This is a genomic window from Gordonia sp. X0973, from assembly GCF_013348785.1.
Classification (GTDB): Bacteria; Actinomycetota; Actinomycetes; order Mycobacteriales; family Mycobacteriaceae; genus Gordonia.
Genome location: NZ_CP054691.1, coordinates 1,202,044 through 1,228,064, shown reverse-complemented (window position 1 = coordinate 1,228,064; position 26,021 = coordinate 1,202,044). Strand labels below are relative to the sequence as shown.

Genomic DNA, 26,021 nt, shown 5'->3' with positions numbered 1-26,021 from the left:
TGGCTGCGCCCGCTTTTCCAGCCTGGTTACACTATTCGTTAAATTGGACAACACTGGTTGTCCGGGGTGGACCAGTCACAACGGGGTGGTTTGAAATGACAGGGATCGCGTTCTGGCGTCGCGCACAGGGGCCCACGCGCCCGCGTGCGGGTCGTCGGATCCTGGTCGCCGGTTTCGGCACGTCCGTGCTCGGCGCCATGGTGATCGGCGCGGCCACCTCCAGCTCGGCCGGCGGCACCCACCTGGTGCCGACCGCCGACGAGGCCGCGAGCGTCACCCAGGTCGCCGGGATAGCCCCGTTGGACTTCAACGCGGCGGCGGCCTTCGCCCCGCCGAAGGTCACCGGCAACCCGATGGTCTCCCCCCAGTTCCGGCTGGCCGCGGGCATTCCGCCCGGCCCGCTCGGCATCCCGGGCGTCGTGCTGCAGGCGTACAAACTCGCCGCCACGCGGATGGCCTCGGAGGGCCCCGCCTGCAAGCTGCCGTGGTTCCTGCTGGCCGGGATCGGGCGCATCGAGTCGGGCCATGCCGGTAACGGCAACGTCGACGAATACGGCAACACCCGGACGTCGATCCTCGGCCCCGCTCTCGACGGCACCTTGGCCGGCAACGAGGTGATCCACGACTCCAACGGCCAGGCGGCGCGGGCGATGGGACCGATGCAGTTCATCCCCAGCACCTGGGCGGCGTGGGGATCGGACGGCAACGGCGACGGCAAGGCCGACCCGAACAACATCTTCGACGCGACCTACTCCGCGGGCCGCTACCTGTGCGCCGGGGTCAACGACATCATGGCCGGCAACAACTCCGTCAACGCGGTGTTCCGCTACAACCACTCGATGGCCTACGTGACCAATGTGCTGGCGTGGGCCGCGGCCTACTCCACCGGGGTCATGCCGACCCAGGGCATCCCGGATATGCACGCCACCCCCGTCGACAAGCCGGTGAAGCCCGAGAAGCCCGGCGACAAGCCCCGCAAGCCGGGCGATCCCGCGGATCCGGCCGATCCGCGCGACGCCGATCCGGACGGCACGGCCCCCGAGACGACTCCGAAGAAGCAGAAGGCGAAGAAGCCGGACTGCTTCATCGTCTGCCTGCCGCCCGAACTCGGCGGCCCGCAGCAGGCGCCGCGCCCCGCCCCCGGCCCGCGCCAGAACCCGGCTGCGCCGCAGAACCGTCCCGACGGGCGCAGCAACCAGCCGAACCGGCAGGCACCGCTCGTCCCGCTGCCCGGCGCCATCACCAACTAGCCGCCGATCCCGCGCCCGCGGGCGCGTCTAAGCTAGAGGGCGACATGAGTAGCGCAGCCCCCTCCGAAGCCGCCGTTCGCGCGGCGTTGAGCAAAGTCAACGACCCCGAGATCGGCAAGCCCATCACCGACCTCGGCATGGTCAAGTCGATCACCGTCGGCGACGACGGCGCCGTCGACGTCGTCGTCTACCTGACCACCTCCGGCTGTCCGATGCGCACCGAGATCAGCGACCGCGTGCGGACCGCGGTGGCCGACGTCCCCGGCGTCGGCGCCATCGACGTCGCCCTCGACGTCATGGACGACGAGCAGCGCACCGAACTGCGCAAGAAGTTGCGCGGCGACAAGGCCGAGCCGGTCATCCCCTTCGCCCAACCCGGCTCGCTGACCCGGGTCTACGCGGTGGCCTCCGGCAAGGGCGGCGTCGGCAAGTCCAGCGTCACGGTCAACCTGGCCGCCGCGCTGGCACAGCGCGGGCTCTCGGTCGGCGTGCTCGACGCCGACATCTACGGCCACTCGGTCCCCCGGATGCTCGGCAACGACGCGAAGCCGACGCAGGTGGAGCAGATGATCATGCCGCCGATCGCCCACGGCGTGAAGTTCATCTCGATCGGCCAGTTCACCGACGGCAACACCCCGGTCACGTGGCGCGGGCCGATGCTGCACCGCGCGCTGCAGCAGTTCCTCGCCGACGTCTACTGGGGCGATCTGGACATCCTGCTCCTCGACCTGCCGCCCGGCACCGGCGACGTCGCGATCTCCATCGCCCAGCTCATCCCGGGTGCCGAGATCCTGGTCGTCACCACGCCGCAGCAGGCCGCCGCGGAGGTGGCCGAGCGGGCCGGGTCGATCGCGCTGCAGACGCGGCAGAAGGTCCTCGGCGTCGTGGAGAACATGTCCTGGCTCGAGTTGCCCGACGGTTCCCGGATGCATCCCTTCGGCGAAGGCGGCGGCGAGCAGGTCGCGCAGCGCCTCACCCAGGTGATCGGCGCGCCCGTCCAGTTGCTGGGCCAGATCCCGCTGGAGACCTCGGTGCGCGAGGGCGGGGACGCGGGTGTGCCCGTCGTGCTGTCGGCCCCCGACTCGCCGGCCGGCTCCGCGCTGCGTGCGGTCGCCGAGAAGCTGGCCGTGCAGCGCCGCGGATTGGCCGGCATGAGCCTGGGTATCGACACCGCACGACGCGGCTGACGACGACGGGAGCCGCTAGGTGGCGTCCCAGTCTGTGATGTCGTGGCGCGCGGCCGACCCGGCCGCGCCGTCCTCCGCCGCGGATTTCCGGCTCCGACGACCAGCCGCGCCCTCCGACGGCCCGAAGTCCTGGTCGGTGTAGGTCCGGGGGTCCAGCAGCGAATCGTCACCGCCCAGCAGGTGCTTGGTGACCAGGGTGCGGGGGTTGGTGGACCGGAGTTCGCCCAGTTGCCGCAGCGGCTCGCGGAACTCGTCGAAGTCCGTGCCCATCTCGTCGCGCAGGTCGGCCGTGGCGCCGCTGACGTATTCGCGCGCCTTGCGCAGCCACGCGAATCCCGAGCTGATCGCACCCGGCAGGCGTTCGGGACCGAGGATGATCAACCCCGCCGCGATGAGCACCAGCACCTCGCCCCAACCGAGATTCGCGAACACGGCGGACTCCCTATTCGCCGGCGGGGACGATCGAACCGTCGAAGGTCCGACCATCGCGCCAATACGTGAAGTCGACCTTCTGCCCGACCTGCGTCGTGCGGATCGCGACGGCCAGCTCGTCGGAGGATTCGATGGTGCGGCCGTTGAACTTGGTGATGACATCCTTCTCGCGCAGCCCCGCCTTCGCGGCCGGGCTGTCGGCGACGACGTTCTTCACCTCGGCACCGAGCACCTTCTGGTTGCGCACGGATGCGGCATTCAGCCCGATCGTCGGATGCACGATCTTGCCCCGGTTGATCAGGGTCTGCGCGGTCGGCCGCACGACGTTGACCGGGATCGCGAAGCCCAGGCCCATCGAGCCGCCGCTGGTCGACTGGATCATCGTGTTGATGCCGATCACGTGGCCCTGCCAGTCCACGAGCGGGCCGCCGGAGTTACCCGGGTTGATCGCCGCGTCGGTCTGGATGGCGTCGATCACCGCGTCGTCGCCGTCCTCGCCGGGCGGCTCGGCGATGGCCCGGTGCGTGGCGCTGACGATGCCGGAGGTGACGGTCCGGTCCAGGCCGAGCGGGGAGCCGAACGCGACGACGTTCTCGCCGATCTGCACCTTGTCCGAGTCACCCAGGTTCGCGACGGTGAGGTTCTTGACGTTGTCGACCTTCACCACGGCGAGGTCGCTCTTCGGGTCCCGTCCGACGATGGTCGCCGGGACGCGGGTGCGGTCATAGAAGACCACCTCGGTGGTGGCCGACTTGTCGTCGGCGGCCGAAGCGACGACGTGGTTGTTGGTGACGATGTACCCGGCCTTGTCGATGATCACACCCGAGCCGGTGCTCGCCGACCCCGACGTGCGCACGTCGATCTCGACGACGGCCTTCTCGACCGCGGCGACCACGCGCGACACCTGTGACCGCGGCTCGTCGCCGCCCTTGCCGGTGTTCGCCGGCAGCGTCACGGTCTCCCCGGTCGACGACGAACCGCCGCCGGCGAGATAGGCGCCGACGAGGCTGCCGACCAAACCGATGACCAGGGCCGCGGCCCCCAGGGCCAGCAGTGCCTGCCAGTGGATGCGCCCGCCGAAGAGGACTTCGTGGACGCCGAGCTTGCGGCCCGGTTCCACCGGGTCGACCGCCTCCGGGCGGGTCTTGGCCGGGTCGGACAGGCGGGCCGGACTGTCCGGGTCGCGCCACGGGTCGGCGTCGACCTCGGGTTCGGGCTCCTCGCCGTACCGCGAATCCGGGTCGCGCTCGAGCGTGTCGGTGGCGCCGGCCGGGCGACCGAATGCCTCGGCCAGCACCGGGTCCGGCGCAGCGACGGTCGGTTGCGGCCGCTTCTGCGTCGCGACGGCACTCGACGCGAACGAGCCCTCGACGCCGTCGGGGCGGCCGAAGACCGCCGTCGTCTGCGGGGAGATGGGTGCGTGCGTGCGCGGGTTCGGGCGGGCCGGTGTACGCGGGGGGATGATGGCGCCCTTGTCGGCCCACTCTTCGTTGGTCACTAACGGCCTCGTCGAAAGAATCCGCGCGGGCGCGACGATTGCTCGACGCGCGCCGCGACCTGGTTGACATCGATCTCGCGGGTCGGGATCTGCGAGAGCTGCCCGAGCAGGTTCAGGGGCGCGGTGATCGCCCCACCCTGTGCGCGCAATGCGGCGCGGGCGGCCCGCTGCCCCTCGACGGCGGCTGCGCACGACGGGCACAGCGCGAGGTGGGCCTCGGCGCGGCCGATCGCCGCGCCCGCCAGCTCACCGTCGACGAAAGCGGCGACGGCCTCGGGGGAAAGGTGCTCGGTGGAGGCGAATGGGCGTCCGCCGGGCGTGCCGGGCCGGCGGTAGTCGGTGTTCGGCCGCAGCGACGGCGACGTCGGGGTCCATCGACCCGGGTCCAGAATGCTCACCGCCGCTCCTGCCTGTCTCACCGTTGCCTGCCGGATACCCGCCTGCGCGGATCTCCACTGCCCGAAAGCTCTGGGCCAGCTTATCCGAACTTATCAACGATCCGGCGCCCGCCGCGGTTCCCGGCCGGGCGAATGACCGACACCGGTCAGCGCGACCGGGCCCATTCCTCCTGATTGGCGGCGAGATAGTCGCGGATGCTCTGCCGACCGCGGTGGATCCGGCTGCGGACGGTGCCCATCTTCACGTCGAGGGTGGCGGCGATCTCCTCGTACGAGAGGCCCTCGATGTCACAGAGGACGACGGCGGCGCGGAACTCCGGCGCCAATTGGTCAAGCGCCGCCTGCAGCACCGGGTCGAGATTCGCCTCGGCGTAGGCCTGCTGCGGGTCCGGGGTGGCGGCGGGGACGCGTTCGTAGTCCTCGGGCAGCGCCTCCATGCGGATCTTGCCGCGGCGGCGGACCATGTCGAGGAACAGGTTGGTGGTGATGCGGTGCAGCCAGCCTTCGAAGGTCCCCGGCTTGTAGTGGGACAGCGAGCGGAAGACGCGGATGAACGTCTCCTGCGTCAGGTCCTCGGCGTCGTGCTGATTGCCGGAGAGCCGGTATGCGAGACGGTAGACCCGGTCGGCGTGCTCGGCCACGAGTTCTTCCCAGGACGGCATCATGGACGCGTCTCCGGTGGCGTCGAAACCGGCCGTGCCGACGGGCGCGTCGGCGTCGAACTCGTCGCCCTCGGCGATGGGCTGCGCGGTGGCCCCGATCATCTCGATGGTCGTCCCCTTCTCGGTTGTCGGCCGGCGGCCGACTCATTGCTGACAACAGCGACGACAGTGCCGTTGTTCCGCCCTTAACCTTGGCCGAGGCGATTGTGGCGGCCGTATGAGCGGCCTGAATGTTGTCTAAGGATCCGAGCCGGGAAGCGGTCGCCTACCCTGATGGGCGTGACGGACAACTCCTATGTCGAGTCGGCCATCGTCGAGGACGATGCCCTGGTCGCCGCCCGCCTCCGCGCCGAAGAACTGGGCGCGCCCACGATCTCCCCCGCGGTCGGCGCGCTGCTGGCCCTGTTGGCCCGTGCGACCGGCGCGAAGTCGGTCGTGGACGTGGGGACCGGCGTCGGGGTAGCGGGCCTCTGGCTGCTCGCCGGGATGGCCGACGACGGCGTGCTCACCACGATCGATCCTGAGTCGGAGTATCAACAGGCCGCGCGCGAGGCTTTCGCCGCCGCCGAGATCCCGATCGGGCGCACCCGACTCATCAACGGCTCACCCGTCGAGGTGCTGCCGCGCCTGGCCGACGCCAGTTATGAACTGGTCTTCCTCGACGGCGAGGTGCTCGACCACCCGCGGTTCATCGGCGAGGCGGTCCGGATCCTGCGTCCGGGCGGCGTGGTGGTCTGCCACCACGCGGAGGCGATGGATCCCGCGCAAAGCGGTCCGGTGGCCGACGCCGTCCGCGCGACCGCGCTCGCGGTCGCCGACGACGATCGCTTCCTGCCGGTGCTGATCCCGCTCGGCGCCGGGCTGTTGGCCGCCGCGAAGGCGCGCTGAACGCTCGTTGACCGCGATCAGGCGGTCGGGACGTCGGGCGTGAGACCTCAGACGTCGGTGGAGAAGCGGATGCCGCCGTCGGGGATCTCGACCCCCGGCCACACGCGGGCGCCGCGCAGCAGTTCGCAGGCGGCGCCCACCGATGCCCCGTCCCCGATGACGGTGTCGCGGACCAGGGCCCGACGACCGATGCGCGCACCGCGGCCGATGATGCTGCGTTCCACCACGGCTCCCTCGTCGATCACCGCGTCGTTGAACACGACCGCCCCGTCGAGTCGGGCCCGCCGCCCCACGGTGGCCCCGGCGCCGACGACCGTGCCGCCGATGAGGACCGCGGCCGGATCCACCGAGGCGCCCTCCTGGACGAGGAACTCGCCGCGCCGATCGCCCAGCGCGGGCGACGGCGCGATTCCGCGCACCAGGTCGGCCGAGCCGCGCACGAAGTCCTCCGGCGTGCCCATGTCGCGCCAATAGGACTGGTCGACGTGGCCCTGGACGAGGCGGCCGCGGGCCAGCAGCTCGGGGAACACCTCGCGCTCCACCGAAACCGGGCGGCCCGCCGGGATCGCCTCGATGACCTCGCGCTTGAACACGTAGGTGCCGGCGTTGATCTGGTCGGTCGGCGGGTCCTGGGTCTTCTCCAGGAACGCCGTCACCCGACCGGCTTCGTCGGTGGGCACGCATCCGAAGGCGCGCGGGTCGCCGACGCGGACCAGGTGCAGGGTCACGTCGGCGCCGGAGCGTCGATGGGTGGCCAGCACCTCGCCGACGTCGGTTCCGCCGAGGACGTCGCCGTTGAACACGAGGATGTCCGGCGCGGTCAGCTCCGGCAGCACGTTGCGGATACCGCCGCCGGTGCCCAGCGGCTCGGCCTCGGTGACATAGCGCAGGTTCATCCCGAGGGATTCGCCGTCGCCGTAGTACTCCTCGAACACCTCGGCCTTGAAGGAGGTGCCGAGCACCACGTCGTCGATCCCGGCCGCCTTGATCCGCGAGAGCAAATGGGTGAGGAACGGTTCGCCGGCCGTGGGAAGCATCGGCTTGGGCGCCGACAGCGTCAGCGGGCGCAGGCGGGTGCCCTTGCCGCCGACGAGGACGACGGCCTGGACGTCGGGTGTGCTCACTGTTCTCCTCCCGATCGGGCGGCCTCGCGGTCGAGGGCGCGTCGCGCCGACCGCACGGCGACCCGCGATCGTATCGCCAGCCCGGCCCGCAGCCCCCACCGCAGCGGCGCCCGCAGGACGCCGGGGTTGCGGTCGGCCTGGAACCGATAGGCGCTGGCGTGGTGTGCGGGCAGCATCAACTCGGGGTTCTTCCCGGCCGAGTGGCCCTTGGTGTGCAGGATCTCGGCGCTGGGGACGAATACGTTCAGCCAACCGGCCTTGCCGAGCCGGTCGCCGAGATCGACGTCCTCCATATACATGAAGTACCGCGAGTCGAAGCCGTCGATAGCGTCGAACGCCTCTCGGCGGACCAGCAGGCAGGAGCCGGACAACCAGCCGACAGGGCGCTCGGTCTGCGCGTTCTCCTCGTCGAGGTAGGAGCGGGTGAAGGGGTTGTTCTTCCACACCGCGCCGAGCAGCGCGTGCCCGGTACCGGAGACGAGTTTGGGCACCCGCCGCGCCGACGGGTAGACGCTGCCGTCCGGCTCGTGGATCAGCGGTCCCAGCGATCCCGCCTTCGGCCATCGCTGCGCGGCCGCCAGCAGCTCGTCGAGCGATCCCGGCCCCCAGGCGACGTCGGGGTTGGCGACGACGATGTATTCGACCTCCGGGTCGATCTCGGCGACGGCGCGGTTGATCGCCCCGCCGTATCCGAGATTGGCGCCGGTGTGTACCAGGGTGACCCGCTCGTAGTCGCGCTCGGCGGCCTCCGGCGCACCGTCGTGCGAACCGTTGTCCGCGATGACGACGCGGGGATCGAGGGTGGTCGCGTGCGCGAGGGTGTCGAGGAACGCCTTGACGTAGTCCCCCGACGAATAGGTCACCGTCACCACGGCGAGCTGATCAGTCACGCGGGACAGCCTAACCAACGAGCGCCGCTGCCACGGCATCGCGCCAGTCGCGCAGCGGCGTGAGTCCGGCCTCGGTCCAGGACCGCGAGGAGAGCACGGAGTACGCCGGACGCGGTGCGGGGCGGGGGAAATCCGCGGTGCCGCAGGCGCCCACCCGGTCCGGATCGAGTCCGGTGACCGCGAAGACCTCCCGCGCCAGCCCGTACCAGGTGGTCTCCCCCGCGTTGGTGGCGTGCAGGATCGCACCCCGACCGGCGTCGCGGCCGATCACCTCCCACAGGCCATCGGCGAGGTCGTGGGCATAGGTGGGCGACCCGCGCTGGTCGTCGACGACGGTGAGCCGCTCGCGCTCACCGGCGAGTCGGCGCATCGTGGCCACGAAGTCGTTGCTCTCCGGCGCACCGGTGTAGACCCAGGCGGTGCGGATGATCGTCGCGCGCGGGTCGGCGGCGCGCACAGCGCGCTCACCGGCGAGTTTGGTCCGCCCGTAGACGCTGGGCGGCTCGCCGCCGGTGTCCGTCGGCTCGTACGGGGTGGTGCGTCCGGACGGCTCGGGGGCGGCGGGGCCGTCGAAGACGTAGTCGGTCGAGAGGTGGATCAGCCGGGCTCCCGAACCCGCGGTCGCCCGGGCCAGATTCGCCGGCCCGACCGCGTTCACCGCGGTGGCGGCGTCGATGTTCGCCTCCGCGTCGTCGACGCGGGTGTAGGCGGCGCAGTTCAGGATCAGGTCGTCGGGGCGCAGCGAGGCACCCCAGTCGGCGACGCGGTCGGCGTCGGTGATGTCGAGGTCCGCGGACGTGAGCGAGACGAGGGCGCCGGGTTCGGGGCAGGTGTCGCGCAACGCGGTGCCGAGTTGGCCGTCGCCGCCGGTGACGAAAACACGCATGCCTCTCATCATGGCCGATCCGCGTCGCGGCCGATTCCAGGTCCCCGGCGTTGCGCTCCCCTCCTATCCCATCAGCATCAGTAGAGTGTTTTAGGAACACTGGCATCATTCGTCGCTGGAGAAACAAGGGGGAACGGGCAGCGTGGATAGACCCATTCCGACGCGCGGCGCGCGACCGGCGCCCCAGCAGCGCAACGGTCGTCGCCCGGCTCCGCAGCAGATCCCCGGCGGCCGCGGTCGGCCCACGCGCACCTCCTCGGGCGAAATCCACACCCGCGAACCCCAACCGGCGGCCCGCCCCACCAAACGACAGACACGCGCCGACGCCCCCGCCCGCGCGCCACAGGAGGGCCGCCGCCCCGCGCCTCCCGGTCAGCGGCCCCGCCCCGACGGAAGCGGCCAACCCCGCCCCCGTCCGGCCAAGCCTCGCACCGCGGAAACGGTCGGCGGGCCCAAGCGCCCGGGCGAGCCCAAACGCGCGCGCAAGCCCAAGGCCGCGGCCAAGACCGCCCAGCCCGAAGCTGCCAAGGCCAAACCCGTCAAGCCCAAACCCTCCGGCGACTCCGGCACACCGCCGACCGAGCCGCCCACCCCGCGTCGCGGGTTCTTCTCGAGCGGCGGCGGACGCAGGCGGGTACACCAGGCCGGTCAGCTGGTCGTCGCACTCCTGTCGGTCGCGACGCTGGCGATCGCCGGGTACTCGTGGAAGTCGACCACCGACGTCACTGCCGCCATCACCCAGCTCGGCGGCCTGGACCTCGGCGGCGCCCAAGACGGCGCCGTCGACATCCTGCTCGTCGGCACCGACTCGCGCACCGACGCCAAGGGAGTGCCCCTGACCTCGCGCGAGCTGCGCTGGCTGCGCGCCGGCGACGACATCTCGACGAATACCGACACCATCCTGCTGATCCGCGTGCCGAACAACGGGGCGTCGGCGACGGCGATCTCGATCCCCCGCGACGCCTACGTCGACGTTCCCGGACTCGGCAAGAGCAAGATCAACGCCGCCTACGGCGCCACGAAGGAGAAGGTGCGGCGCACCGAGGTCGAGCACGGCGGCAACCCCGACAAGGCCGAGCGCGACGGCACGCAGGCCGGGCGCAAAGCGCTGATCGGCGCGGTCGACGACCTGACCGGAGTGAAGGTCGACCACTACGCCGAAGTCGGCCTCCTCGGATTCGCGCTGCTCACCAATGCCGTCGGCGGTGTCGACGTCTGCCTCAAAGCCCCCGTGCGCGACGTCTACTCGGGCGCCAAGTTCCGCCAGGGCCGGCAGACCCTCAACGGCCCCAAGGCGCTGAGCTTCGTGCGCCAGCGCCACGGGTTGCCGCGCGGCGACCTCGACCGCATCACCCGCCAGCAGGTCTTCATGGCCTCGCTGGCGCAGAAAATGCTGTCCGCCAAGGTCCTCACCGACTCCGCGACCATGAAGAAGCTGCAGACCGCCGTGTCCCGGTCGGTGGTCATCGACGACGGGTGGGACATCCTCTCCTTCGCCGAGAAGCTGCGCGACCTCTCCGGCGGCAAGGTCCGGTTCGCGACCATCCCGATCGTCACCGAGGAGGGGTGGAACGAGGAGGGCCAGTCGATCGTCCAGGTCGACCCGAAGGCCGTCCACGCCTTCACCAACGATCTCCTCGAGGACAAGTCCACGAAGAAGCAGAAGGCGGGCAAGGACGGCTACGCGGTCGACGTGGTCAATGCCGGCACCATCGACGGCTTGGCGTCGAACGTTTCCAACATCCTCACCGCGAAGGGCTTCGGCCCGGGCCAGACCTCGACCAAGCCGATGAACGAGCGCGACTCGATCATCTTCACCCGGTCGGCCGACGACGACATCGCCAAGCAACTCTCGGAGACCCTCGGCGGGGTGGCCATCCGGTCCGATCCGACGATGCCCGCGCGCCACGCCCGCGTCGTGCTGACCAACACCTACTACGGGCCGGGATCGATCATGGACACCAGTCCGCAGCCCGACGCGCAGAAGGTGGCCGCCGCCAAGCGGCGCGCCGCCGATCGCGCGGGTTCGGCTCGCGCGCCGATCACCGCCGCCACCAACGGCCCGATGTGCGTGAACTGACGCGGACTAGCCTGCAACCGTGGCTTCGATAACCGACGCGGTACTCGCCGCGACCCCCGATCCGACCCGGCCGATGCTCACCTTCTACGACGACGCGACGGGTGAGCGAACGGAACTGTCCGGGGTGACGCTGGGCAACTGGGCGGCCAAGACCGCCAACTTCTTCCGCGACGAGATGGGCGTCGCCCCGGGCGATACGGTCGTCGTCGACCTGCCCGAACACTGGCAGACCGTCGCCATCCTCCTCGGCGCCTGGTGGGCCGGTGCGACGGTGGCGACCGCGGATACCGGCGGCGCCGCGGTCGTGGTCACCTCGGCCGACCGGCTCGACGATCACCCCGACGCCGACGAGGTCGTCGTCGCCTCCCTCGACGCGTTCGGGATGGGCGTGCCCGGCCTGCCCCTCGGGGTGACCGACTTCGGCCCGGCGGTGCGCATCCACGGCGATGCGTTCACCCCCGGTCCGGTCGGCGCCACCGCGCTCGGCACGAGATCCACGTCGGATGTGCTCGACGCCGGCCGCTCCGCCGCTGCCGCCGACGGAGTCACGGCGGGTTCGCGCGTCCTGAGTACCCGGGCATGGCGGGACGGCGAAGCCATCGTTGCGAACCTCCTGGCACCGTTGGTCACGGGCGCCGGACTCGTCGTCGTCGCCCACGCCGACGAGGCGAAGCTGGCCGCTCGGGCCGAATCCGAGCGGGCCGTGCTCATCCTCCGCTAGCCGGCCAGCGTCGGGGCGCGCGATCGTCGTCGACGTCCAGCTCCGCAGTCAGGATCTGCTCCCCTCGCTCGACGGCCGGCCCGGTGAAGCGGAACCCGGCGCGCGCGGCCACCCGTGCCGATGCCTGGTTCTCGGCTAGTGCGGACCAGCGCAGTTTCCGCAGCCCGAGATCGGTGAACGCGTCGTCGACGACGGCCCGCAGCGCCTCGGTCATGTAGCCGCGGCCGCGGAAGCCAGGGGCGGTCCAGTAGCCCACCGAACCGACCGTCGGCAGTCCGTCGGGATCGTCACGCAGGTCGATGCCGATGCACCCGGCCAACTCCCCGTCGGGGGTGATCATCACGCGTGTCACCGAGCCCGGCGAGGGCGCGACCACCGTGACGAAGTGCTCCGCGTCGGCCCGCGTGTACGGAACGGGCACGAGGGTGAACCGTTGGATGTCGCGGTCCTGGCAAGCCTGGAAGATCGCGTCGACGTCGCTGCGATCCGTCCCGGCCTCCGGCTGCACACAGGGAACTCGCAGAATCAGGCGCGCGGTGCGGAGCGTCGTCGTCATCGCCCCAGCGTGGCAGGTGTTTGTGCGGCTCACAAACGGATTACGCGGCCGCATCGGTTGGCAAACACCGTTGGCGGGACCTCCGGCGCGTGGCTAGGTTGGGACGGGTGTTGGCCAAAATGAAGCTCGGCGCCACGGCGCTCGCCGTCGTCGCCGCCGCTGCGACGACCGCGACCGTGACGACCGCTCCGCATGCCGAGGCCGACGGGCCGGTGCTCTACAACGGACTGCTCTCCACGACGGGCTGCCAGATCCCCAACTACCAGGTCATCAAGACCTGCTCCCAGCTGGAGGTCCTCTCCCCGCGGGCGCCGGTCATCTTGAACGTCAACCCCGTTGGCACCCGCCTCGTCGTGCTCGGCGCGCGGCTGAACAACAACGGGTCACTGCCCGGCGTGCTCATCCCGCGCCTGCAGGCGGCGCTGTCGCTGGCCCGCGGCTTCCCGAGCGCCGGGATCATCACCACCGGCGGGAAGACGAATCCCCGGGCGCGTAAGACCGAGGCGCAGGCCATGAAGAGCTGGCTAATCGCGCACGGCATCCCGGCCAATCGGATCGCCACCGAGAACCGGTCGCGCTCGACGGCGGAGAACGCCAAGTTCGTCGCGCCGATACTGTTCGCCGGCCATGCGACCGGCGTGGTCGTGGTCACCAGCTATAACCACCTGCGCCGCGCGATGATCAACTTCCGCTCCGCCGTCAACGGGGCGATGCCGGTCGCCGGGGTCATCCCCGGACCGGGCAACGGCAGTGGATCGAGTTCTGGCGGACTCGGTTCGATGGGCTCGAGTTAGCGCTTCAGCACACAGTTCGACTCGAGCAGACAACGGCCGCCGCGAATCATTCGCGACGGCCGTTGTCGGTTCCGCTGGGCCGAGCCCCGCGTGCGGGAGCCTGAGCCGCCCCGGATCAGCGCAGCAGCGCGCGGCTCATGACGACTCGCTGGATCTGGTTGGTGCCCTCGTAGATCTGGGTGATCTTCGCGTCGCGCATCATGCGCTCCACCGGGAAGTCGGTGGTGTAGCCGGCGCCGCCGAACAGCTGGACGGCGTCGGTGGTCACCTCCATCGCGACGTCGGAGGCCAGGCATTTCGACGCGGAGCTGATGAACCCGAGGTTCTTCTCGCCGCGCTCGGCGCGGGCGGCGGCGGTGTAGACCATGAGGCGCGCGGCCTCCACCTTCATCGCCATGTCGGCGATCATGAACTCGACGCCCTGGAAGGAGCTGATCGTCTTGCCGAACTGCTTGCGGTCCTTGACGTAGGCGATCGCCTGGTCGAGGGCGCCCTGCGCGACGCCGACGGCCTGCGCACCGATCGTCGGGCGGGTGTGGTCGAGCGTCGCGAGCGCGGTCTTGAAGCCGCTGCCCTCGTCGCCGATGATGCGGTCCTCGGGGATCGTGCACTCCTCGAAGTACAGTTCGGCGGTCGGGCTGCCCTTGATGCCGAGCTTGTGCTCCAACGGGCCGACGGTGAACCCGGGATCGTCCTTGTGGACCATGAAGGCGGAGATGCCGTTGGCACCCTTCTCCGGGTCGGTGACGGCCATGACGGTGTACCAGGTGGACTGGCCGCCGTTGGTGATCCAGCACTTGCTGCCGTTGATGACCCAGTTGTTGCCGTCCTTGCGGGCGCGCGTCTTCATCGACGCGGCATCCGAACCGGCCTCGCGCTCAGACAGGGCGTAGGAGGCCATCGCCTCACCGGAGGCGATCGACGGCAGCACCTTCGACTTGAGCGCGTCGTCGCCGGACAGGATGAGCCCCATCGTGCCGAGCTTGTTGACGGCCGGGATGAGCGAGGCGGAGACGTCGACGCGGGCGACCTCCTCGATCACGATGCACGCGGCGATGGAGTCACCGCCCTGGCCGTCGAACTGCTCCGGGACGTGGATCGCGTTGAACCCGTTGGCGACGAGGGCCTTGCGCGCCTCCTCGGGGAACCGGGCGTTCTCGTCGACGTCCTTGGCGTAGGGCGCGATCTCCTTCTCGGCCAGGGCGCGGATCGCCTCGCGCAGCGCCTGATGCTCCTCGGGGAGCTGGAACAAATCAAAGTCGGGGTTCCCGTAGCCCATTATCTACTCCTTCTACTGGCACTGCGTGCCAACCGGTGTTCGGAACAGTTCATCATGGCACGCAGTGCCAGGTCAACGGATTCGCGGATACTCGACCTCCAGTCTCCCCCGCGCCAGCACTATTCGGGCGCGCTCGGCGCGATTCCAGAGCCGCCCTGCGCGAGACCGGTCAGCGCTGCGCGAGCAACTCCACCAGGCGGCGCAGCTCGGCGTCGAGGTGGGCCGGGGTCGCCGCCGCCTCGCCCCGCAGCAGGGAGCGCAGCAGGTAGTTGTGGACGCCGGTGACCGCCGACGAGAACGCGACGATCCGTTCCCGCGGCAGCTCCGGGAACCGCGCGCGCAGGAACTCCTCGAAAAGTCGCTGGTAGCGATAGGTGGTCACCAGTTCCCGATCGCGCAGCACCGGGGTCTGCGACACGATCGCGTACCGCGCGACGGCCAGGTCGCGGTGCGTCTCGTAGTGGGAGAAGACGAGCTTCGCCCCCCCGCACACCGCCGTCCACGGGTCCCCCGCCGCCGACTCGAGGAAGGCGCGCACCTGCGTCAACAACGACTCGTGATCGACGAAGATCAAATCCTCTTTGGAGCGGAACTGCCGGAACAGGGTGCGCCGCGACGTCCCGGCGGCGGCGGCCACGTCGTCGACCGTTGTCGCGTCGTAGCCCTTCTCGCTGAACAGGCGGATCGACGCGGCGACGACGTGCATCCGGAAGGCGGCACCGTCGTCGGTCTGCGATTCCGACTCGGTCACGGTCATGTCGACCAGTATCGCGCATCGGTCCCGCCCCGGACGGCGACACCCGCGCCGACCGCTTACCGCAACATTTCGACGGCGATCGGTCACACTGGGGACCATGAAAATCCCCCACGCCGTCGCCCGGTTCAACAAAGTGGTGACCAACCCGATCCAGCGCCAGTGGGCGCCACACCTCGCACCCTTCGCGATGGTCGAGCACGTGGGCCGGAAGTCGGGTACGCGCTATTCGATTCCGGTCCTGGCCTGGGTGGAGGGCGACCGCCTGTCGATCGTGCTCACCTATGGTCGCGACACCGACTGGGTGCGCAACATCCAGGCCGCCGGCCGCTTCGAGATCATCCGCAAGAACAAGCGGTACACCGTCGTCGGCCCGCGCGTGGTCCCCTCCGACTCACCCGACGTCGCCAAGGGGGCCCGGATCCCGGCGCGCGCCTTCGACTACGTCCTCAACGGGACCGTCCTCGACGAGAAACGATGAGCCGGGACTCCCTCGACGACTTCCGCGTCGAAGAGTTCAGCGCTGACGGCACGACGCGTCGGGTCTACGTGAAGGGCGGCGGTCCGGCCGTCATCGTGATGTCCGAGATCCCCGGGGTCACCCCGCTGGTCGCCGATTTCGCGCGCCGCGTCGCGGACGCGGGATGCACGGTGTACCTGCCGTCGCTGTTCGGGATCGACGGCCTGGACCCCAGGCCGGACGGGCTCGCGACCGTGACCAACGGCGCCCGCATGGCGGGCAACCTGGTGCGCAAGGTGTGCGTCAGCCGCGAGTTCACCATCCTCGCCACCGGGCGCTCCTCCCCGGTCGTCGCCTGGCTGCGCGCGCTGGCTCGCCATGCCCACGACCGCTGCGGCGGCCCGGGTGTCGGAGCCATCGGCATGTGTCTGACCGGCGGCTTCGCCCTGGCCATGGCCGTCGACGAGACGATCCTCGCCCCGGTCCTGTCCCAGCCGTCGCTGCCGCTGCGACCGATCGGCAACGCCCGCAACATCGACATCTCCGAGGACGACCTGGCGCGGGTGAAGACGCGGTGCGCGGCCGGGCTGCAGGTCATGGGGATGCGGTTCGAGGGCGACCCGATGGTCCCCGCCGACCGTTTCGCGTTCCTGCGCGACCAACTCGGCGACGCCTTCATCGGAATCGAGCTCCCGGATTCAGCGGCGAACCCCGATGCCGTCTTGCCCATCCCCCACTCGGTGGTCACCGAGCACCTCATCGACGAGCCGGGCGAACCGACGCGTGAGGCATTGGACCGCGTGCTGGGATTCTTCCGGGAGAAACTGGGAGTGCCGGCGGCCTGACCCCCGGATTCCCCTCCCGCCGCGGGTGGTGAAATCCTCGACTGATGCGTTCAGAACTCGGCGTCCTCGCCGATCCGGTGGGCGAATCCCTGCGCGGCGCGCATGCCCGACACGCGGTGCGCCGCGGCCGGATCAGCCGATACGACCCCGCGGTATCGATCTTCTACGCCCATCCGCCGCACCTGAGCGAGGAGGATTGGTCCGATCTGCGCGAACTCGCCGGACCGGGGTCGACGGTGGGCCTGCGCGGCCGGCGGTCGCCGCTTCCCGACGGCTGGACGTGGCAACGCACCTTCACGCTGCTGGTCTACTCCGGTGAGAGCGTGACGACGCGACCCGACGACGAGGCGGTCGTCCTGGGTCCCGGAGACGTCGACGACATGCTCGCCCTCGTCGCGCAGGCGCGGCCGGGGCCGTTCGCACGGCGGACCGTCGAACTCGGCCGCTATCTCGGTCTGCGCGACGACGACGGGGAACTCGTCGCGATGGCCGGTGAACGGATGCGCCCACCCGGCTGGGGCGAGATCAGCGCGGTGGCGACGGCAGAGCGGGCGCGCGGGCGCGGATATGCCGACCGCCTCATCCGGGCCGTCGGCGACCACATCCGTCAGCGCGGCGACATCCCGTTCCTGCACACCACCGACGACAATCCGGCCCGCGCGCTCTACGAGCGGATGGGTTTCACCCTCGTCGACGAGGTGCCGCTGGAGATCGTCGCGGTGCCGGAGGCACCCGTCGACACTGCCCCCTGAAACCGGGGGCGCTCGCTCACGGCCACAGTCGCGACCGGTCCCAGCCGTCCCCCGCGCGTCGGTACAGCAAGCGCACGTGCCGACGGTCGGGTGCGCCCTCCCAGAACTCGACCGAATCCGGACGCAGCGCGTAGGAGACCCAGTCGGCGAACACGAAGTCGGGATCCGCGGCGACCCGGTCACTGGCTTCGGCGATCGCCAAGTCGAGTTCGGCCGGATCGTCGAAGGGTTGGCTCTGTCGCGCCGTGATCGCCATCGAGCGCGACGACGAGGGTCGCGCGAGGAAGTCGGCGGCACTCGCCGCGGCACCCCGGTCCGTCGCCCGCCCCAGAACCCGTACCTGCCGCACCAGCTCCGGCCAGTAGAAGGTCAATGCGGCCCGCGGGTCCCCGGCCAGGTCGACGCCCTTCTGGCTCTTCGCGTTGACGGCGAAATGCCAGCCCTCGTCGTCGACCGCCTTCACGATCAGAACCCGGGCGTGGGGCTCGCCGTCGGGCCCGACGGTGGACAGCGTCATCGCATGCGGTTCGGGCACTCCCGCGTCGACGGCCGCGCACAGCCACTGAGCGAAGAGCGAGACCGGGTCGGCGGGCACGTCGTCGGGGTCGAATCCGGGCGCCTCGCCGCGCAGGACGGGCAGCGAGCGCAACAACTCCCGCCCGCCGTCGTCAGACCAGCTACCCGTCATGTCGCCGCACTCAGTCGCGCAGCGTGCGGCCCTGTGAATCCTTCACGTTGCCCATGAGGATCATGATTCCGTCGATGAGCGGCCAGATGGCGCCGATACCGCAGGTCAGCCACGTGACGGCGATCTGGGCGATCGCGATGCCGGGGTCGCCGAGGTAGAACCGCCCGACGCCGAACGAGCCGATGAAGATCTGCAGCAGACCGGCGACCAGCTTGCTCTTGTCCGAGAGCGGGTTGCCGAAGCTGTCGTACATCGGATAGCCGGGCTGCGGGTAACCCGGGGGTGCGTAGCCGGGCTGGGCGTAGCCGGGCTGCGGGTAACCGGGCTGGCCGTATCCCGGTTGGTCATAGCCGGGCTGGCCGTATGCGCCAGGTTGCCCGTATCCCCCTGGCTGGCCGTACGGTCCGGGCTGGCCGTAGGCCGGATCGACGGGTTGTCCGTACCCCGGCGCACCGAGGGGGTCGACCGGCTGGCCGGCCTGTGCGCCGGGGGTCGGCGCGGGGCCCTCCGGCTGCTGCGGATAGGTGCCGCCCTTTTCGAGCGGGTTGTTCTCATGGTCCGGCGAAGTCACGGCCGCCACTGTATATGGCACCGCACGGTGACGCATCCGCGTGAGCGAACTCCGTCAGAGGTCGATGACGCCGACCACGTCGGTCTCGAGGCTGCCCAGCCAGACCTGACCGCCGTGCTCGCGGACCCCGGTGACCATGTGGAACCGGCTCGCATCGCCGTGGACGTCGTGGCGCAGGTTCCCCTCGTCGTCGAAGGCCTGCACGCGCACGGTGTGCTTCGGCTTCGGCTGCAACACCTCGGGCACCTTGGTCGCCATCCGGCGCAGGAACATCGGCCCGCGCTGCAACCCGGCCACCACCGGGTCGGTCGGCGAGGCGATCGTCACCCAGATCAGACCGTCGCTGCCGCGGGCGATGTTGTCGGGGTAGCCGGGCAGATCGGTGACCAGGTAGTCACGGCTCCCCGCCTTCGGCCCGGTCAGCCACCAGCGCACGACCGTGCGCGCGGCCGTCTCGGCCACACACACGTACGACTCGTCGGCGGCCAGCGCGACACCGTTGGCGAACCCGAGGCCGCCGAGCACGACCGTCACCGATCCGTCCGCGCCGCGGCGCATCAGGCGCCCGGTGCGGGTGTCCTCCACCAGATCGTTCTTCCACCGCTCGATCGGGTGCAGCGTCGACGAATCGCTGAACCAGATGTCGCCGTTCGACGCGACGGCGGCGTTGTTGCAGAACACCATCGGCGTCCCGTCGATCGTGGTGACCAGCGGCTCGACGGCGCCGTCGGCGGGGTCGACGGCCAGCAGGCCGCGATGCGCATCCGCGACGAGCAGACGCCCGTCGGCGAGGAATTCGATCCCCAGCGGCCGCCCGCCGGTGTCACCGACCCGGGTGACCGCGTCGTCGCCGGGCCGGATGGCGAGCAGTCGACCGTCCTCGAGCCCGGTGTAGACGGTGCCATCCTCGGCCACGACGACGTCCTCGGGGCCCTTTCCGCCGACCTCGATCACCCGGACCGGGCGTACATCCACAGCGGCCATCGTTATTCCCCCATCAGCTTCCGTCGCAATGCCGAATCCTTTTCCGCGACCATATCCGCCAGATCCACCTGGAACTTCTCCATCCGATCCCTCAGCGCCGGTTCCGCGACCGAAAGGATGCGGACCGCGAGCAGGCCGGCGTTGCGCGCCCCGCCGACGGAAACGGTCGCCACGGGGACGCCGGCCGGCATCTGCACGATCGATAGGAGGGAATCCATCCCGTCGAGGTACTTGAGCGGGACCGGGACGCCGATCACCGGCAACGGGGTGGCCGAGGCGACCATCCCGGGTAGGTGGGCAGCACCGCCTGCGCCCGCGATGATGACACGGATCCCGCGGTCGGCCGCCCCCTTCGCGTAGTCGAGCATGCCCTGCGGCGTGCGGTGCGCCGACACCACGCCCACTTCGAAGGGGATGTCGAATTCGGCGAGCGCCTCCGCCGCGGCCGACATCGTCGGCCAATCCGAGTCGCTGCCCATGATCAGGCCGACCCGCGGCCCCGTCTGCTCACTCACCGTGCACATCCCATCCATCGGTCCAGGTCGCGGTCGAGAGCCAGGTGGCCGCCCGTTCGGCGCGCTCGCGCACGTCGTCGACGTCGGCTCCCGGCCCACCAACGATATTGACATGCCCGATCTTCCGGTCGGGCCGCTCGCCCTTGCCGTAGAGGTGGATCTTGGCCTCCGGCATGCGCGCCATCAGGTGGTGGACCCGCTCGTCCATCGCCATCGCCGGGGCCTGCGCCGCACCGAGCACGTTCGCCATGACGACCGGCCCGGCGACGGGGTCGGTCGTCCCCAGCGGGTAGTCGAGGACGGCGCGCAGGTGCTGCTCGAACTGCGAGGTCACCGCGCCGTCCATCGTCCAGTGGCCGCTGTTGTGCGGTCGCATCGCCAATTCGTTGACGACGAGTTCCCCGTCGACGGTCTCGAACAGCTCCATTGCCATCACCCCGACGACGCCGAGTTCGTCGGCCAGGCGCAGCGCCATCTGTTGCGCCTGCTCGGCGACCTCGGGCACGAGGCCGGGGACGGGGGCGAGGACGACGGCGCACTGCCCGTTGCGCTGCACGGTCTGCACGACCGGCCACGCCGCCCCCTGCCCGAACGGCGAGCGGGCGATGAGCGCGGACAGTTCCCGGTTCATCGCCACCTTCGCCTCCGCCATCAACTGCGTGTCGGCGTCGGCGCGGTCGAAGACCTCCAGGGCCGCCTGCTCGTCGTCGAGCAGCCACACGCCGCGCCCGTCGTAGCCGCCGCGCACCGCCTTGAGCACGATCTGCCAGCCGTGGCGCGCGCCGAATTCCTGCAGCGCGCGCCGTGCCGCGGCGCGGTCGCCGGACAGGTCGGCGAAGTCGGGCACCGGCAGTCCCAGTTCGCGCAGCCGCAGACGCATCGCCAACTTGTCCTGCGCGTAGTGCAGGGCCGTCGACGGCGGGCGCACCGCCACCCCGTCGGCCTCGAGCGCGACGAGATGTTCGAGGGGTACCCCCTCGTGGTCGAAGGTGAGGGCGTTCGCACCGGCCGCGACCCGGCGCAGGTCGGCCAGACTGTCATGTGAACCGATGACCGTGTCGGCGCTCACCGCCGCGGCGGGGTCGCCGGGACCCGCGGCCAGCACGCGCAGGCATTGTCCCAGCGCAATGGCGGCCTGATGGGTCATCCGGGCGAGTTGTCCGCCGCCGATCATGGCGACCACCGGCATCGTCGTGGAGCGTTGTTGCACGCGTCCCATCCTGTCACGTGCAAGGTCATCGCAAATCAGCCCGTAGACTTGCCCCTTGTGTCCTTTGTCAACGACGTGATCAACGCGCTGCCCGCTCCGCTTCACCGGATCGCGCTCAAGCACCGCGAGCTGATCAAATTCGCGATCGTCGGCGGGACCACGTTCATCGTCGACATGGCGATCTTCTACCCGCTGGCCTACACGATCCTGGCTTCCAAACCGACCATCGCCAAGATCATCTCCGGCGTGATCGCCACGATTCTCTCCTACATCCTCAATCGCGAATGGGCGTTCAAGGACCGCGGCGGGCGCGAGCGCCACCACGAGGCCCTGCTGTTCTTCGTGATCAGCGGGATCGGCGTGCTGCTGGCCGCCGCGCCGCTGTGGATCGCGAACAACCTGTTCAGCCTGCGCGCGGCCCCGGAGGGCCTGAAGCTGGCGATCCTCGACTTCTTCCTCGCCTACATCATCGGCAACTTCCTGCAGATGGCATTCCGGTTCTGGGCGTTGCGCCGATTCGCGTTCCCGGAGGAGATGCCGCGCGGCGGCGAGGGCGGGTCGACGGAGCCGACGGGCAATCTCGCCGAACTCACCGATGAGGAACTCGGTCACGCCTGACGGGTTCGGCGGGCGCCGCGGCGGGAACCACGATGGTGAACACCGGCGGGCGCCGCGTCGTGAGTTCCAGCCGGCCGCCGTCGGCCTCCACCAGGGCGCGGGCCAATGACAGCCCGACACCGGTGCCGGTGGACACGCCCCCGGTGAACCCGCGGCGGAAGATCTTGTCGACGAGGTCGTCGGGCACGCCGATCCCCTCGTCGGTGACCTGGACGCGCAACATGCCCGCCGACTGCAGGGCGTCGACCGATACCGTGCACGTCCCGCGCCCGTGGTGCAGCGCGTTGTCCAGCAGCACCGCCAACGCCTCGCGCAGCCGACTCGGCTGCGCCGTCCACGCCACGGCGGGTCCGGAGCGCACCACGGCGACCACGGACCTGTGTACCGCGGTGAAGGCCGGCTCGAAGTCGGCGATCAGCGTGGCGATCATCCCGTCGACGCCGACGGCGGCGGCCGGCGCGTCCTCGTTGATACGGGAGGCGACGACCATCTCGTCGAGTTCCCGGGTGAGTCGATCCACCTGGCTCGCGGCGGCCTCCGCCTCGGCCACGACGTTGCTGTCGGGATGCAGCGCCAGCTCGTCGAGGCGCAGCTGAATCGCGGTGAGCCGACTGCGGAGCTGATGCGAGACCTCCCCGACGATCCCGCCCTCGCGGTCGAGGCGCATGGCGATCTCGGTGTTCGCGGCGCCGAGCGCCCGCGACACCTCGTCGAGCTCCTCGATCCCGTACGCGGGCCACTCGGAACGGAAATCGCCCATGGCCATCGCCGACGCGCGGTCGGCGACCCGCGTCAACGGATCGGCCAGGCGACGCGCGGTCACGGTGGCGACCACCACCCCCGCGCCCACCGAGGCCAGGACGACGACGCCCACGATCGCGACCGCCGCCCATTGGTCCCGGCGGACCTGCCTCGTCGGGATGGCCAACTCGACGGTGCCCGCGTCACCGAGGGCGATCGAGTCGGTGAACGCGTTGCCGTCGATCCGGCGGCCCAGCGTCGTCGTCACCAGTTCCTTCGGGCCGGTCCGATCATCGGTCGAGGTCGTGGAACCGGCGACGTGGTGGGTCACGCGCAGCTGCCCCTCCTCGGGGATGAGTACGCCCAGCCGCGCGTTGGTGAGGACGTCGACGTCGATCTCGCCGCCGGGGCCCTCCATCTGGATCAGCTCGCCGGCGATGTGCTTGAGCCGGCTGTCGAGATCCTGATGCGCGTTGTCGGCGACCCACCACCAGGCGATGACCGACAGCGGCGCGCCGAGGAGCAGTCCGACGATGAGGACCATGCCGATCATCGAGGAGCGAATCCGCCTGCGCATCAGATCCCGCGCTCACGCATCGAAGCGGAATCCCATGCCGCGCACGGTGACGATGTGGCGGGGCCGGTCGGTCCGGTCGTCGCCGATCTTGCGGCGCAGCCAGGAGACGTGCATGTCCAGCGTCTTGGACGAGCGCAGATCGGCCGATCCCCACACCTCCGACACCAGCTCCTCGCGGCTGACGACCTGCCCGGGGCGCTCCATCAGGAACTGCAGCAGGTCGAACTCGCGGTTGGCCAGCACCACGTCCTCCCCGTCGACCAGGACGCGGCGCGCCCGGGTGTCGAGGACGATGGCGCCACCGACGAGGACGTCCTCCGCGACGGCGGGGCGGCGGCGCAGCAGGGCGCGCACCCGGGCCATCAGCTCGGCGAGGCGAAACGGCTTGCCGACGTAGTCGTCGGCGCCGGCGTCGAGGCCGACGACGAAGTCCACCTCGTCGGTGCGCGCGGTCAGCATGAGCACCGGCAGGTCGGGGCGCACCGCCCGCAGCTCGCGACACACCTCCAGGCCGTCCATCTTCGGCAGCCCCAGATCCAGGACCAGCAGCTCGAAACGGGGGTCGACGGCCTGCTCGAGTGCGGCCACCCCGTCGTCCACGACGACGACCCCGTACCCCTCGCGCGCCAACGCGCGCGCCAGCGGCTCGGCGATCGCCGTGTCGTCCTCGGCCAGCAGGACGTCGGTCATCGGGCCTCCCCCGTCATCGCAGCTCCCTCGACAGCCCGGCATCGGCGGGGTCCCGCTCGTCGAGGACCTCCTGGTACAGCAGCGCATGCGCCCGCTCGACGTCGGGGACGTTGCGGAAGACCAGCGGGTCGTCGGAGGCCGATTCGACGACCAGCGTCCCGCTGCCCAGCATCCGGTCCAGCATGCCGCGATGGAACTCGACGGTGTTGATCCGCGACAGCGGGATGTCCAGCCCCGAGCGGCGCAGGAGACCGTTGCGGTAGACGACCCGACGGTCGGTGACGACGAAGTGGGTGGATGCCCAGGACGTCAGCGGGCGCAGCACGCACCACAGCAGGGCCAGCGCCCAGAGCACTCCGACGGCGGCGAACGCCGCCGTGCGCATCCACCCGTGCAGGGTGGAACCGCCGACGATGCCGCCGAGGATCCCGACGACCAGCGTCACGACGGCGAACCCCGCCAGCGGCGCCACCAGCACCCGCCAATGCGGGTGCCGGTGCAAGGCGACGGCCTCGCCCGGGGCCAGGTGTCGCCGCGGGTATCCCATGCCGAGAGCATATGTCGCGCCTAGACTGTGGCGCATGACCTACCAGGACCCGCGCGATCAGTTCCCCGGCACCCATGCCTACACGCGGCCCGTCACCCCGGCATACGAGACGCAGGCCGAACAGCGGTACGACCATGCCCCGGTCCCCGGCTCCGATCAGCCGCACCGCCAGCCGCTGGTGACCGCACCGCGCGTCAACCCGGTCCTGTTCGTGGGCGGGGTACTCATGACCGGCGTCGTCGTGGCGCTGGCCGTCGGTCTGGTGGCCTGGGTCATCACGACCCTGACCGATCGCACCGGAATCGGGATCGCGCTCGGGTCCGACGCGGTGACCACCTACGCGATCATCGGTTTCGTGACGGCCCTCGTCGCGGCCGCGCTGTGGTACGTCCTGCAACTCATCACCCCGGCGCCGGGCAGCTTCTTCGCCTGGATCGCCGGGCTGCTGGTCATCGCCGCCGTGCTGATCCCGCTGTTGGTGAGCACCAATCTGGCGACCGGGATCGCGACGGCCGCGCTGCACCTGGTGATCGGCCTGCCGATCCTGGCCCTCGTCCCGATGGTCGGCTCGCAGTCGCAGCGCCGCTGACCGATTTCGCCGCGGCTACGGCAGCGGCCGCAGATGGGTGACGTCGCCGGCGGCGACCGCCGTCTGTGCACCGCCGTCCGCGGCGACCAGCAGCCGACCCGCGGTATCCACGTCGACCGCGGTACCGATCAACTCCCGATCGCCGGGCAGGGCCAATTTCACGCGCTGCCCGAGGGTGAGGCATTTGTGCCGGTATTCCTGTGCCAGCTCGTCGAGTCGGTCCGGCCACATGGCGAGTTCGACGTCGAGTTCGCGCAGAATCCCCACGAGCAGCTCGTCGTCGTCGATCGCGCGGGCCGTCTCGACGAACACCGACGTCGCGGTCGGCACCGGCAGCTGGTCGGCCGTCATCGACGTGTTGACGCCGATCCCGATGACGGCCTGCCCGCCCGCCGCACCCACGGCGAACTCGGAGAGCACCCCGGCCACCTTCCGATTCCCGATCAGCACGTCGTTGGGCCACTTCACCCCCGGCGCGGCGTCGAACATGATGGAGCGCGCCAGCGCGTCCGCCACCGCGACCCCGGCCAGCAGGGACAACCACCCCATCGCGCTGGTCGCCTCGCCGACGCGCACGCCCACCGAGAAGGTCAGCGCGCCGGAGGGGCCGGTGGTCCACTGCCGGTCGTGGCGCCCGCGGCCCGCGGTCTGGTTCCGGGCCACCAGTACCCGGCCGTCGATGTCCTCGCGCGCACCGGCGGCGACGAGGTCGGCATTCGTCGATCCGGTCGCCTCCACGACGTCGATCCGGCTCCAGCGGGTCCCGGCTAGGTGGGCCTCGAGTGTCATGCCGCCACAATAGTTCCGCCGACCCGCCGCGGGGGCCGGTAGCGCC

Annotated in this window: 29 protein-coding genes and 1 pseudogene; 11 read left to right on the top strand and 19 right to left on the bottom strand. The window is 70.6% G+C overall.

The genetic code is table 11. The annotated features are described in order from the left end of the window. Positions 1-95 precede the first annotated feature (95 nt). Together HUN08_RS06080 and HUN08_RS06075 are read left to right on the top strand one after the other, a co-directional pair. Positions 96-1,250 carry a lytic transglycosylase domain-containing protein gene (locus HUN08_RS06080; protein ID WP_124247967.1) on the top strand — a complete coding sequence of 385 codons (1,155 nt, stop codon included), beginning with the start codon at positions 96-98 and terminating at the stop codon, positions 1,248-1,250. Between the two features lie 44 nt (positions 1,251-1,294). After that, positions 1,295-2,437 (top strand): Mrp/NBP35 family ATP-binding protein, encoded by a 1,143-nt coding sequence (locus HUN08_RS06075; protein WP_124247968.1) that lies wholly within the window; start codon positions 1,295-1,297, stop codon positions 2,435-2,437. Positions 2,438-2,452: 15 nt separating this feature from the next. Here HUN08_RS06075 and tatB read toward each other — a convergent pair whose 3' ends face one another. From tatB to sigE, 4 genes and pseudogenes are all read right to left on the bottom strand, one after another. Beyond that, positions 2,453-2,869: a Sec-independent protein translocase protein TatB gene (gene tatB / locus HUN08_RS06070; protein WP_124247969.1), complete on the bottom strand. Its 417-nt coding sequence runs from the start codon at positions 2,867-2,869 to the stop codon at positions 2,453-2,455. Between the two features lie 10 nt (positions 2,870-2,879). Beyond that, positions 2,880-4,367, bottom strand: coding sequence for a S1C family serine protease (locus HUN08_RS06065; RefSeq protein WP_124247970.1), 1,488 nt, complete (start codon positions 4,365-4,367; stop codon positions 2,880-2,882). 65 nt (positions 4,368-4,432) lie between these two features. Then, positions 4,433-4,714, bottom strand: a pseudogene (locus tag HUN08_RS06060) (zf-HC2 domain-containing protein); the annotation flags it as partial. A gap of 197 nt (positions 4,715-4,911) precedes the next feature. After that, on the bottom strand, positions 4,912-5,529 hold the full coding sequence (gene sigE / locus HUN08_RS06055) for an RNA polymerase sigma factor SigE (protein WP_124247972.1): 618 nt from the start codon (positions 5,527-5,529) through the stop codon (positions 4,912-4,914). A 177-nt stretch (positions 5,530-5,706) separates the two neighbouring features. Between sigE and HUN08_RS06050 the strand changes: the two genes are divergently transcribed. Next, positions 5,707-6,315, top strand: coding sequence for an O-methyltransferase (locus tag HUN08_RS06050; RefSeq protein WP_301546922.1), 609 nt, complete (start codon positions 5,707-5,709; stop codon positions 6,313-6,315). Positions 6,316-6,362: 47 nt separating this feature from the next. Here HUN08_RS06050 and HUN08_RS06045 read toward each other — a convergent pair whose 3' ends face one another. The 3 genes from HUN08_RS06045 to rfbD are packed head-to-tail and all read right to left on the bottom strand — an operon-like array spanning position 6,363 to position 9,215. Continuing rightward, positions 6,363-7,439, bottom strand: coding sequence for an NDP-sugar synthase (locus HUN08_RS06045; protein ID WP_301546921.1), 1,077 nt, complete (start codon positions 7,437-7,439; stop codon positions 6,363-6,365). Further along, positions 7,436-8,329 (bottom strand): glycosyltransferase family 2 protein, encoded by an 894-nt coding sequence (locus HUN08_RS06040; RefSeq protein ID WP_165353430.1) that lies wholly within the window; start codon positions 8,327-8,329, stop codon positions 7,436-7,438. Before HUN08_RS06040 ends, HUN08_RS06045 begins: the two co-directional genes overlap by 4 nt. Before the next feature lie 10 nt (positions 8,330-8,339). Further along, positions 8,340-9,215 (bottom strand): dTDP-4-dehydrorhamnose reductase, encoded by an 876-nt coding sequence (gene rfbD / locus HUN08_RS06035; protein ID WP_301546920.1) that lies wholly within the window; start codon positions 9,213-9,215, stop codon positions 8,340-8,342. A 142-nt stretch (positions 9,216-9,357) separates the two neighbouring features. Here rfbD and HUN08_RS06030 point away from each other — a divergent pair, with 142 nt between their 5' ends. Together HUN08_RS06030 and HUN08_RS06025 are read left to right on the top strand one after the other, a co-directional pair. Next, complete coding sequence (locus HUN08_RS06030) at positions 9,358-11,295, top strand: LCP family protein (protein ID WP_301546919.1); 1,938 nt, start codon at positions 9,358-9,360, stop codon at positions 11,293-11,295. Positions 11,296-11,314: 19 nt separating this feature from the next. Further along, positions 11,315-12,016, top strand: a complete 702-nt coding sequence (locus tag HUN08_RS06025) for a TIGR03089 family protein (RefSeq protein ID WP_124247977.1) — start codon at positions 11,315-11,317, stop codon at positions 12,014-12,016. Here HUN08_RS06025 and HUN08_RS06020 read toward each other — a convergent pair. Continuing rightward, the gene (locus HUN08_RS06020) at positions 12,003-12,572 is read right to left on the bottom strand and encodes a GNAT family N-acetyltransferase (RefSeq protein ID WP_165353431.1); all 570 of its coding nucleotides are present in this window, start codon (positions 12,570-12,572) and stop codon (positions 12,003-12,005) included. The two genes, HUN08_RS06025 and HUN08_RS06020, sit on opposite strands and share 14 nt — an antisense overlap. 107 nt (positions 12,573-12,679) lie before the next feature. Here HUN08_RS06020 and HUN08_RS06015 point away from each other — a divergent pair, with 107 nt between their 5' ends. After that, a complete protein-coding gene (locus tag HUN08_RS06015) occupies positions 12,680-13,366 on the top strand; it encodes a YdcF family protein (RefSeq protein WP_124247979.1) in 687 nt (228 codons plus the stop codon). A gap of 115 nt (positions 13,367-13,481) precedes the next feature. Here the strand turns inward: HUN08_RS06015 and HUN08_RS06010 are convergent, their stop codons facing one another. Both HUN08_RS06010 and HUN08_RS06005 read right to left on the bottom strand, forming a co-directional pair. After that, on the bottom strand, positions 13,482-14,645 hold the full coding sequence (locus tag HUN08_RS06010; RefSeq protein WP_124247980.1) for an acyl-CoA dehydrogenase: 1,164 nt from the start codon (positions 14,643-14,645) through the stop codon (positions 13,482-13,484). Positions 14,646-14,814: 169 nt separating this feature from the next. After that, entirely contained in the window at positions 14,815-15,402 is a 588-nt protein-coding gene (locus HUN08_RS06005) for a TetR/AcrR family transcriptional regulator (protein ID WP_174900883.1), read from the bottom strand. A gap of 97 nt (positions 15,403-15,499) precedes the next feature. On the opposite strand from HUN08_RS06005, the gene HUN08_RS06000 reads away from it, so the two are divergent. The 3 genes from HUN08_RS06000 to HUN08_RS05990 are packed head-to-tail and all read left to right on the top strand — an operon-like array spanning position 15,500 to position 17,456. Next, positions 15,500-15,880 (top strand): nitroreductase family deazaflavin-dependent oxidoreductase, encoded by a 381-nt coding sequence (locus tag HUN08_RS06000; protein ID WP_124247981.1) that lies wholly within the window; start codon positions 15,500-15,502, stop codon positions 15,878-15,880. Beyond that, a complete protein-coding gene (locus HUN08_RS05995) occupies positions 15,877-16,704 on the top strand; it encodes a dienelactone hydrolase family protein (RefSeq protein WP_124247982.1) in 828 nt (275 codons plus the stop codon). Before HUN08_RS06000 ends, HUN08_RS05995 begins: the two co-directional genes overlap by 4 nt. A gap of 44 nt (positions 16,705-16,748) precedes the next feature. Beyond that, positions 16,749-17,456, top strand: a complete 708-nt coding sequence (locus HUN08_RS05990; RefSeq protein ID WP_124247983.1) for a GNAT family N-acetyltransferase — start codon at positions 16,749-16,751, stop codon at positions 17,454-17,456. A 16-nt stretch (positions 17,457-17,472) separates the two neighbouring features. Here the strand turns inward: HUN08_RS05990 and HUN08_RS05985 are convergent, their stop codons facing one another. Genes HUN08_RS05985 through HUN08_RS05965 form a run of 5 tightly spaced genes read right to left on the bottom strand, consistent with a single transcriptional unit; the run spans position 17,473 to position 21,424 of the window. After that, positions 17,473-18,144 (bottom strand): pyridoxal 5'-phosphate synthase, encoded by a 672-nt coding sequence (locus HUN08_RS05985; protein ID WP_124247984.1) that lies wholly within the window; start codon positions 18,142-18,144, stop codon positions 17,473-17,475. Between the two features lie 10 nt (positions 18,145-18,154). Beyond that, a complete protein-coding gene (locus tag HUN08_RS05980) occupies positions 18,155-18,715 on the bottom strand; it encodes a TM2 domain-containing protein (RefSeq protein WP_301546918.1) in 561 nt (186 codons plus the stop codon). Between the two features lie 54 nt (positions 18,716-18,769). After that, the gene (locus HUN08_RS05975; RefSeq protein ID WP_301546917.1) at positions 18,770-19,690 is read right to left on the bottom strand and encodes an SMP-30/gluconolactonase/LRE family protein; all 921 of its coding nucleotides are present in this window, start codon (positions 19,688-19,690) and stop codon (positions 18,770-18,772) included. Positions 19,691-19,701: 11 nt separating this feature from the next. Further along, positions 19,702-20,214: a 5-(carboxyamino)imidazole ribonucleotide mutase gene (gene purE / locus HUN08_RS05970; RefSeq protein ID WP_301546916.1), complete on the bottom strand. Its 513-nt coding sequence runs from the start codon at positions 20,212-20,214 to the stop codon at positions 19,702-19,704. Continuing rightward, the gene (locus HUN08_RS05965; protein ID WP_301546915.1) at positions 20,207-21,424 is read right to left on the bottom strand and encodes a 5-(carboxyamino)imidazole ribonucleotide synthase; all 1,218 of its coding nucleotides are present in this window, start codon (positions 21,422-21,424) and stop codon (positions 20,207-20,209) included. The genes purE and HUN08_RS05965 overlap by 8 nt, the downstream gene beginning before the upstream one ends. Positions 21,425-21,481: 57 nt before the next feature. Here HUN08_RS05965 and HUN08_RS05960 point away from each other — a divergent pair, with 57 nt between their 5' ends. Further along, on the top strand, positions 21,482-22,042 hold the full coding sequence (locus HUN08_RS05960; protein ID WP_301546914.1) for a GtrA family protein: 561 nt from the start codon (positions 21,482-21,484) through the stop codon (positions 22,040-22,042). Here the strand turns inward: HUN08_RS05960 and HUN08_RS05955 are convergent. The 3 genes from HUN08_RS05955 to HUN08_RS05945 are packed head-to-tail and all read right to left on the bottom strand — an operon-like array spanning position 22,014 to position 24,597. Beyond that, positions 22,014-23,360 (bottom strand): sensor histidine kinase KdpD, encoded by a 1,347-nt coding sequence (locus HUN08_RS05955; protein WP_124247990.1) that lies wholly within the window; start codon positions 23,358-23,360, stop codon positions 22,014-22,016. The genes HUN08_RS05960 and HUN08_RS05955 overlap by 29 nt on opposite strands. 12 nt (positions 23,361-23,372) lie before the next feature. Beyond that, on the bottom strand, positions 23,373-24,050 hold the full coding sequence (locus HUN08_RS05950) for a response regulator transcription factor (RefSeq protein WP_124247991.1): 678 nt from the start codon (positions 24,048-24,050) through the stop codon (positions 23,373-23,375). Between the two features lie 13 nt (positions 24,051-24,063). Further along, positions 24,064-24,597, bottom strand: a complete 534-nt coding sequence (locus HUN08_RS05945) for a PH domain-containing protein (RefSeq protein WP_124247992.1) — start codon at positions 24,595-24,597, stop codon at positions 24,064-24,066. Between the two features lie 34 nt (positions 24,598-24,631). Between HUN08_RS05945 and HUN08_RS05940 the strand changes: the two genes are divergently transcribed. Further along, positions 24,632-25,186, top strand: coding sequence for a DUF6069 family protein (locus HUN08_RS05940; protein WP_124247993.1), 555 nt, complete (start codon positions 24,632-24,634; stop codon positions 25,184-25,186). Between the two features lie 15 nt (positions 25,187-25,201). On the opposite strand, the gene HUN08_RS05935 is transcribed toward HUN08_RS05940, so the two are convergent. Then, entirely contained in the window at positions 25,202-25,975 is a 774-nt protein-coding gene (locus HUN08_RS05935; RefSeq protein WP_124247994.1) for a biotin--[acetyl-CoA-carboxylase] ligase, read from the bottom strand. Positions 25,976-26,021: the final 46 nt, after the last annotated feature.

What these genes read in the sequence shown, in the direction of transcription:
- HUN08_RS06080 (WP_124247967.1), top strand. Translation starts at nt 96, where the DNA reads ATGACAGGGATCGCGTTCTGGCGTCGCGCACAGGGGCCCACGCGCCCG.
- HUN08_RS06075 (WP_124247968.1), top strand. Translation starts at nt 1,295, where the DNA reads ATGAGTAGCGCAGCCCCCTCCGAAGCCGCCGTTCGCGCGGCGTTGAGC.
- sigE (WP_124247972.1), bottom strand. Translation starts at nt 5,529, where the DNA reads ATGATCGGGGCCACCGCGCAGCCCATCGCCGAGGGCGACGAGTTCGAC.
- rfbD (WP_301546920.1), bottom strand. Translation starts at nt 9,215, where the DNA reads ATGCGTGTTTTCGTCACCGGCGGCGACGGCCAACTCGGCACCGCGTTG.
- HUN08_RS06020 (WP_165353431.1), bottom strand. Translation starts at nt 12,572, where the DNA reads ATGACGACGACGCTCCGCACCGCGCGCCTGATTCTGCGAGTTCCCTGT.
- HUN08_RS06010 (WP_124247980.1), bottom strand. Translation starts at nt 14,645, where the DNA reads ATGGGCTACGGGAACCCCGACTTTGATTTGTTCCAGCTCCCCGAGGAG.
- HUN08_RS06005 (WP_174900883.1), bottom strand. Translation starts at nt 15,402, where the DNA reads ATGACCGTGACCGAGTCGGAATCGCAGACCGACGACGGTGCCGCCTTC.
- HUN08_RS06000 (WP_124247981.1), top strand. Translation starts at nt 15,500, where the DNA reads ATGAAAATCCCCCACGCCGTCGCCCGGTTCAACAAAGTGGTGACCAAC.
- HUN08_RS05995 (WP_124247982.1), top strand. Translation starts at nt 15,877, where the DNA reads ATGAGCCGGGACTCCCTCGACGACTTCCGCGTCGAAGAGTTCAGCGCT.
- HUN08_RS05990 (WP_124247983.1), top strand. Translation starts at nt 16,749, where the DNA reads ATGCGTTCAGAACTCGGCGTCCTCGCCGATCCGGTGGGCGAATCCCTG.
- HUN08_RS05985 (WP_124247984.1), bottom strand. Translation starts at nt 18,144, where the DNA reads ATGACGGGTAGCTGGTCTGACGACGGCGGGCGGGAGTTGTTGCGCTCG.
- HUN08_RS05955 (WP_124247990.1), bottom strand. Translation starts at nt 23,360, where the DNA reads ATGCGCAGGCGGATTCGCTCCTCGATGATCGGCATGGTCCTCATCGTC.
- HUN08_RS05950 (WP_124247991.1), bottom strand. Translation starts at nt 24,050, where the DNA reads ATGACCGACGTCCTGCTGGCCGAGGACGACACGGCGATCGCCGAGCCG.
- HUN08_RS05945 (WP_124247992.1), bottom strand. Translation starts at nt 24,597, where the DNA reads ATGGGATACCCGCGGCGACACCTGGCCCCGGGCGAGGCCGTCGCCTTG.
- HUN08_RS05940 (WP_124247993.1), top strand. Translation starts at nt 24,632, where the DNA reads ATGACCTACCAGGACCCGCGCGATCAGTTCCCCGGCACCCATGCCTAC.
- HUN08_RS05935 (WP_124247994.1), bottom strand. Translation starts at nt 25,975, where the DNA reads ATGACACTCGAGGCCCACCTAGCCGGGACCCGCTGGAGCCGGATCGAC.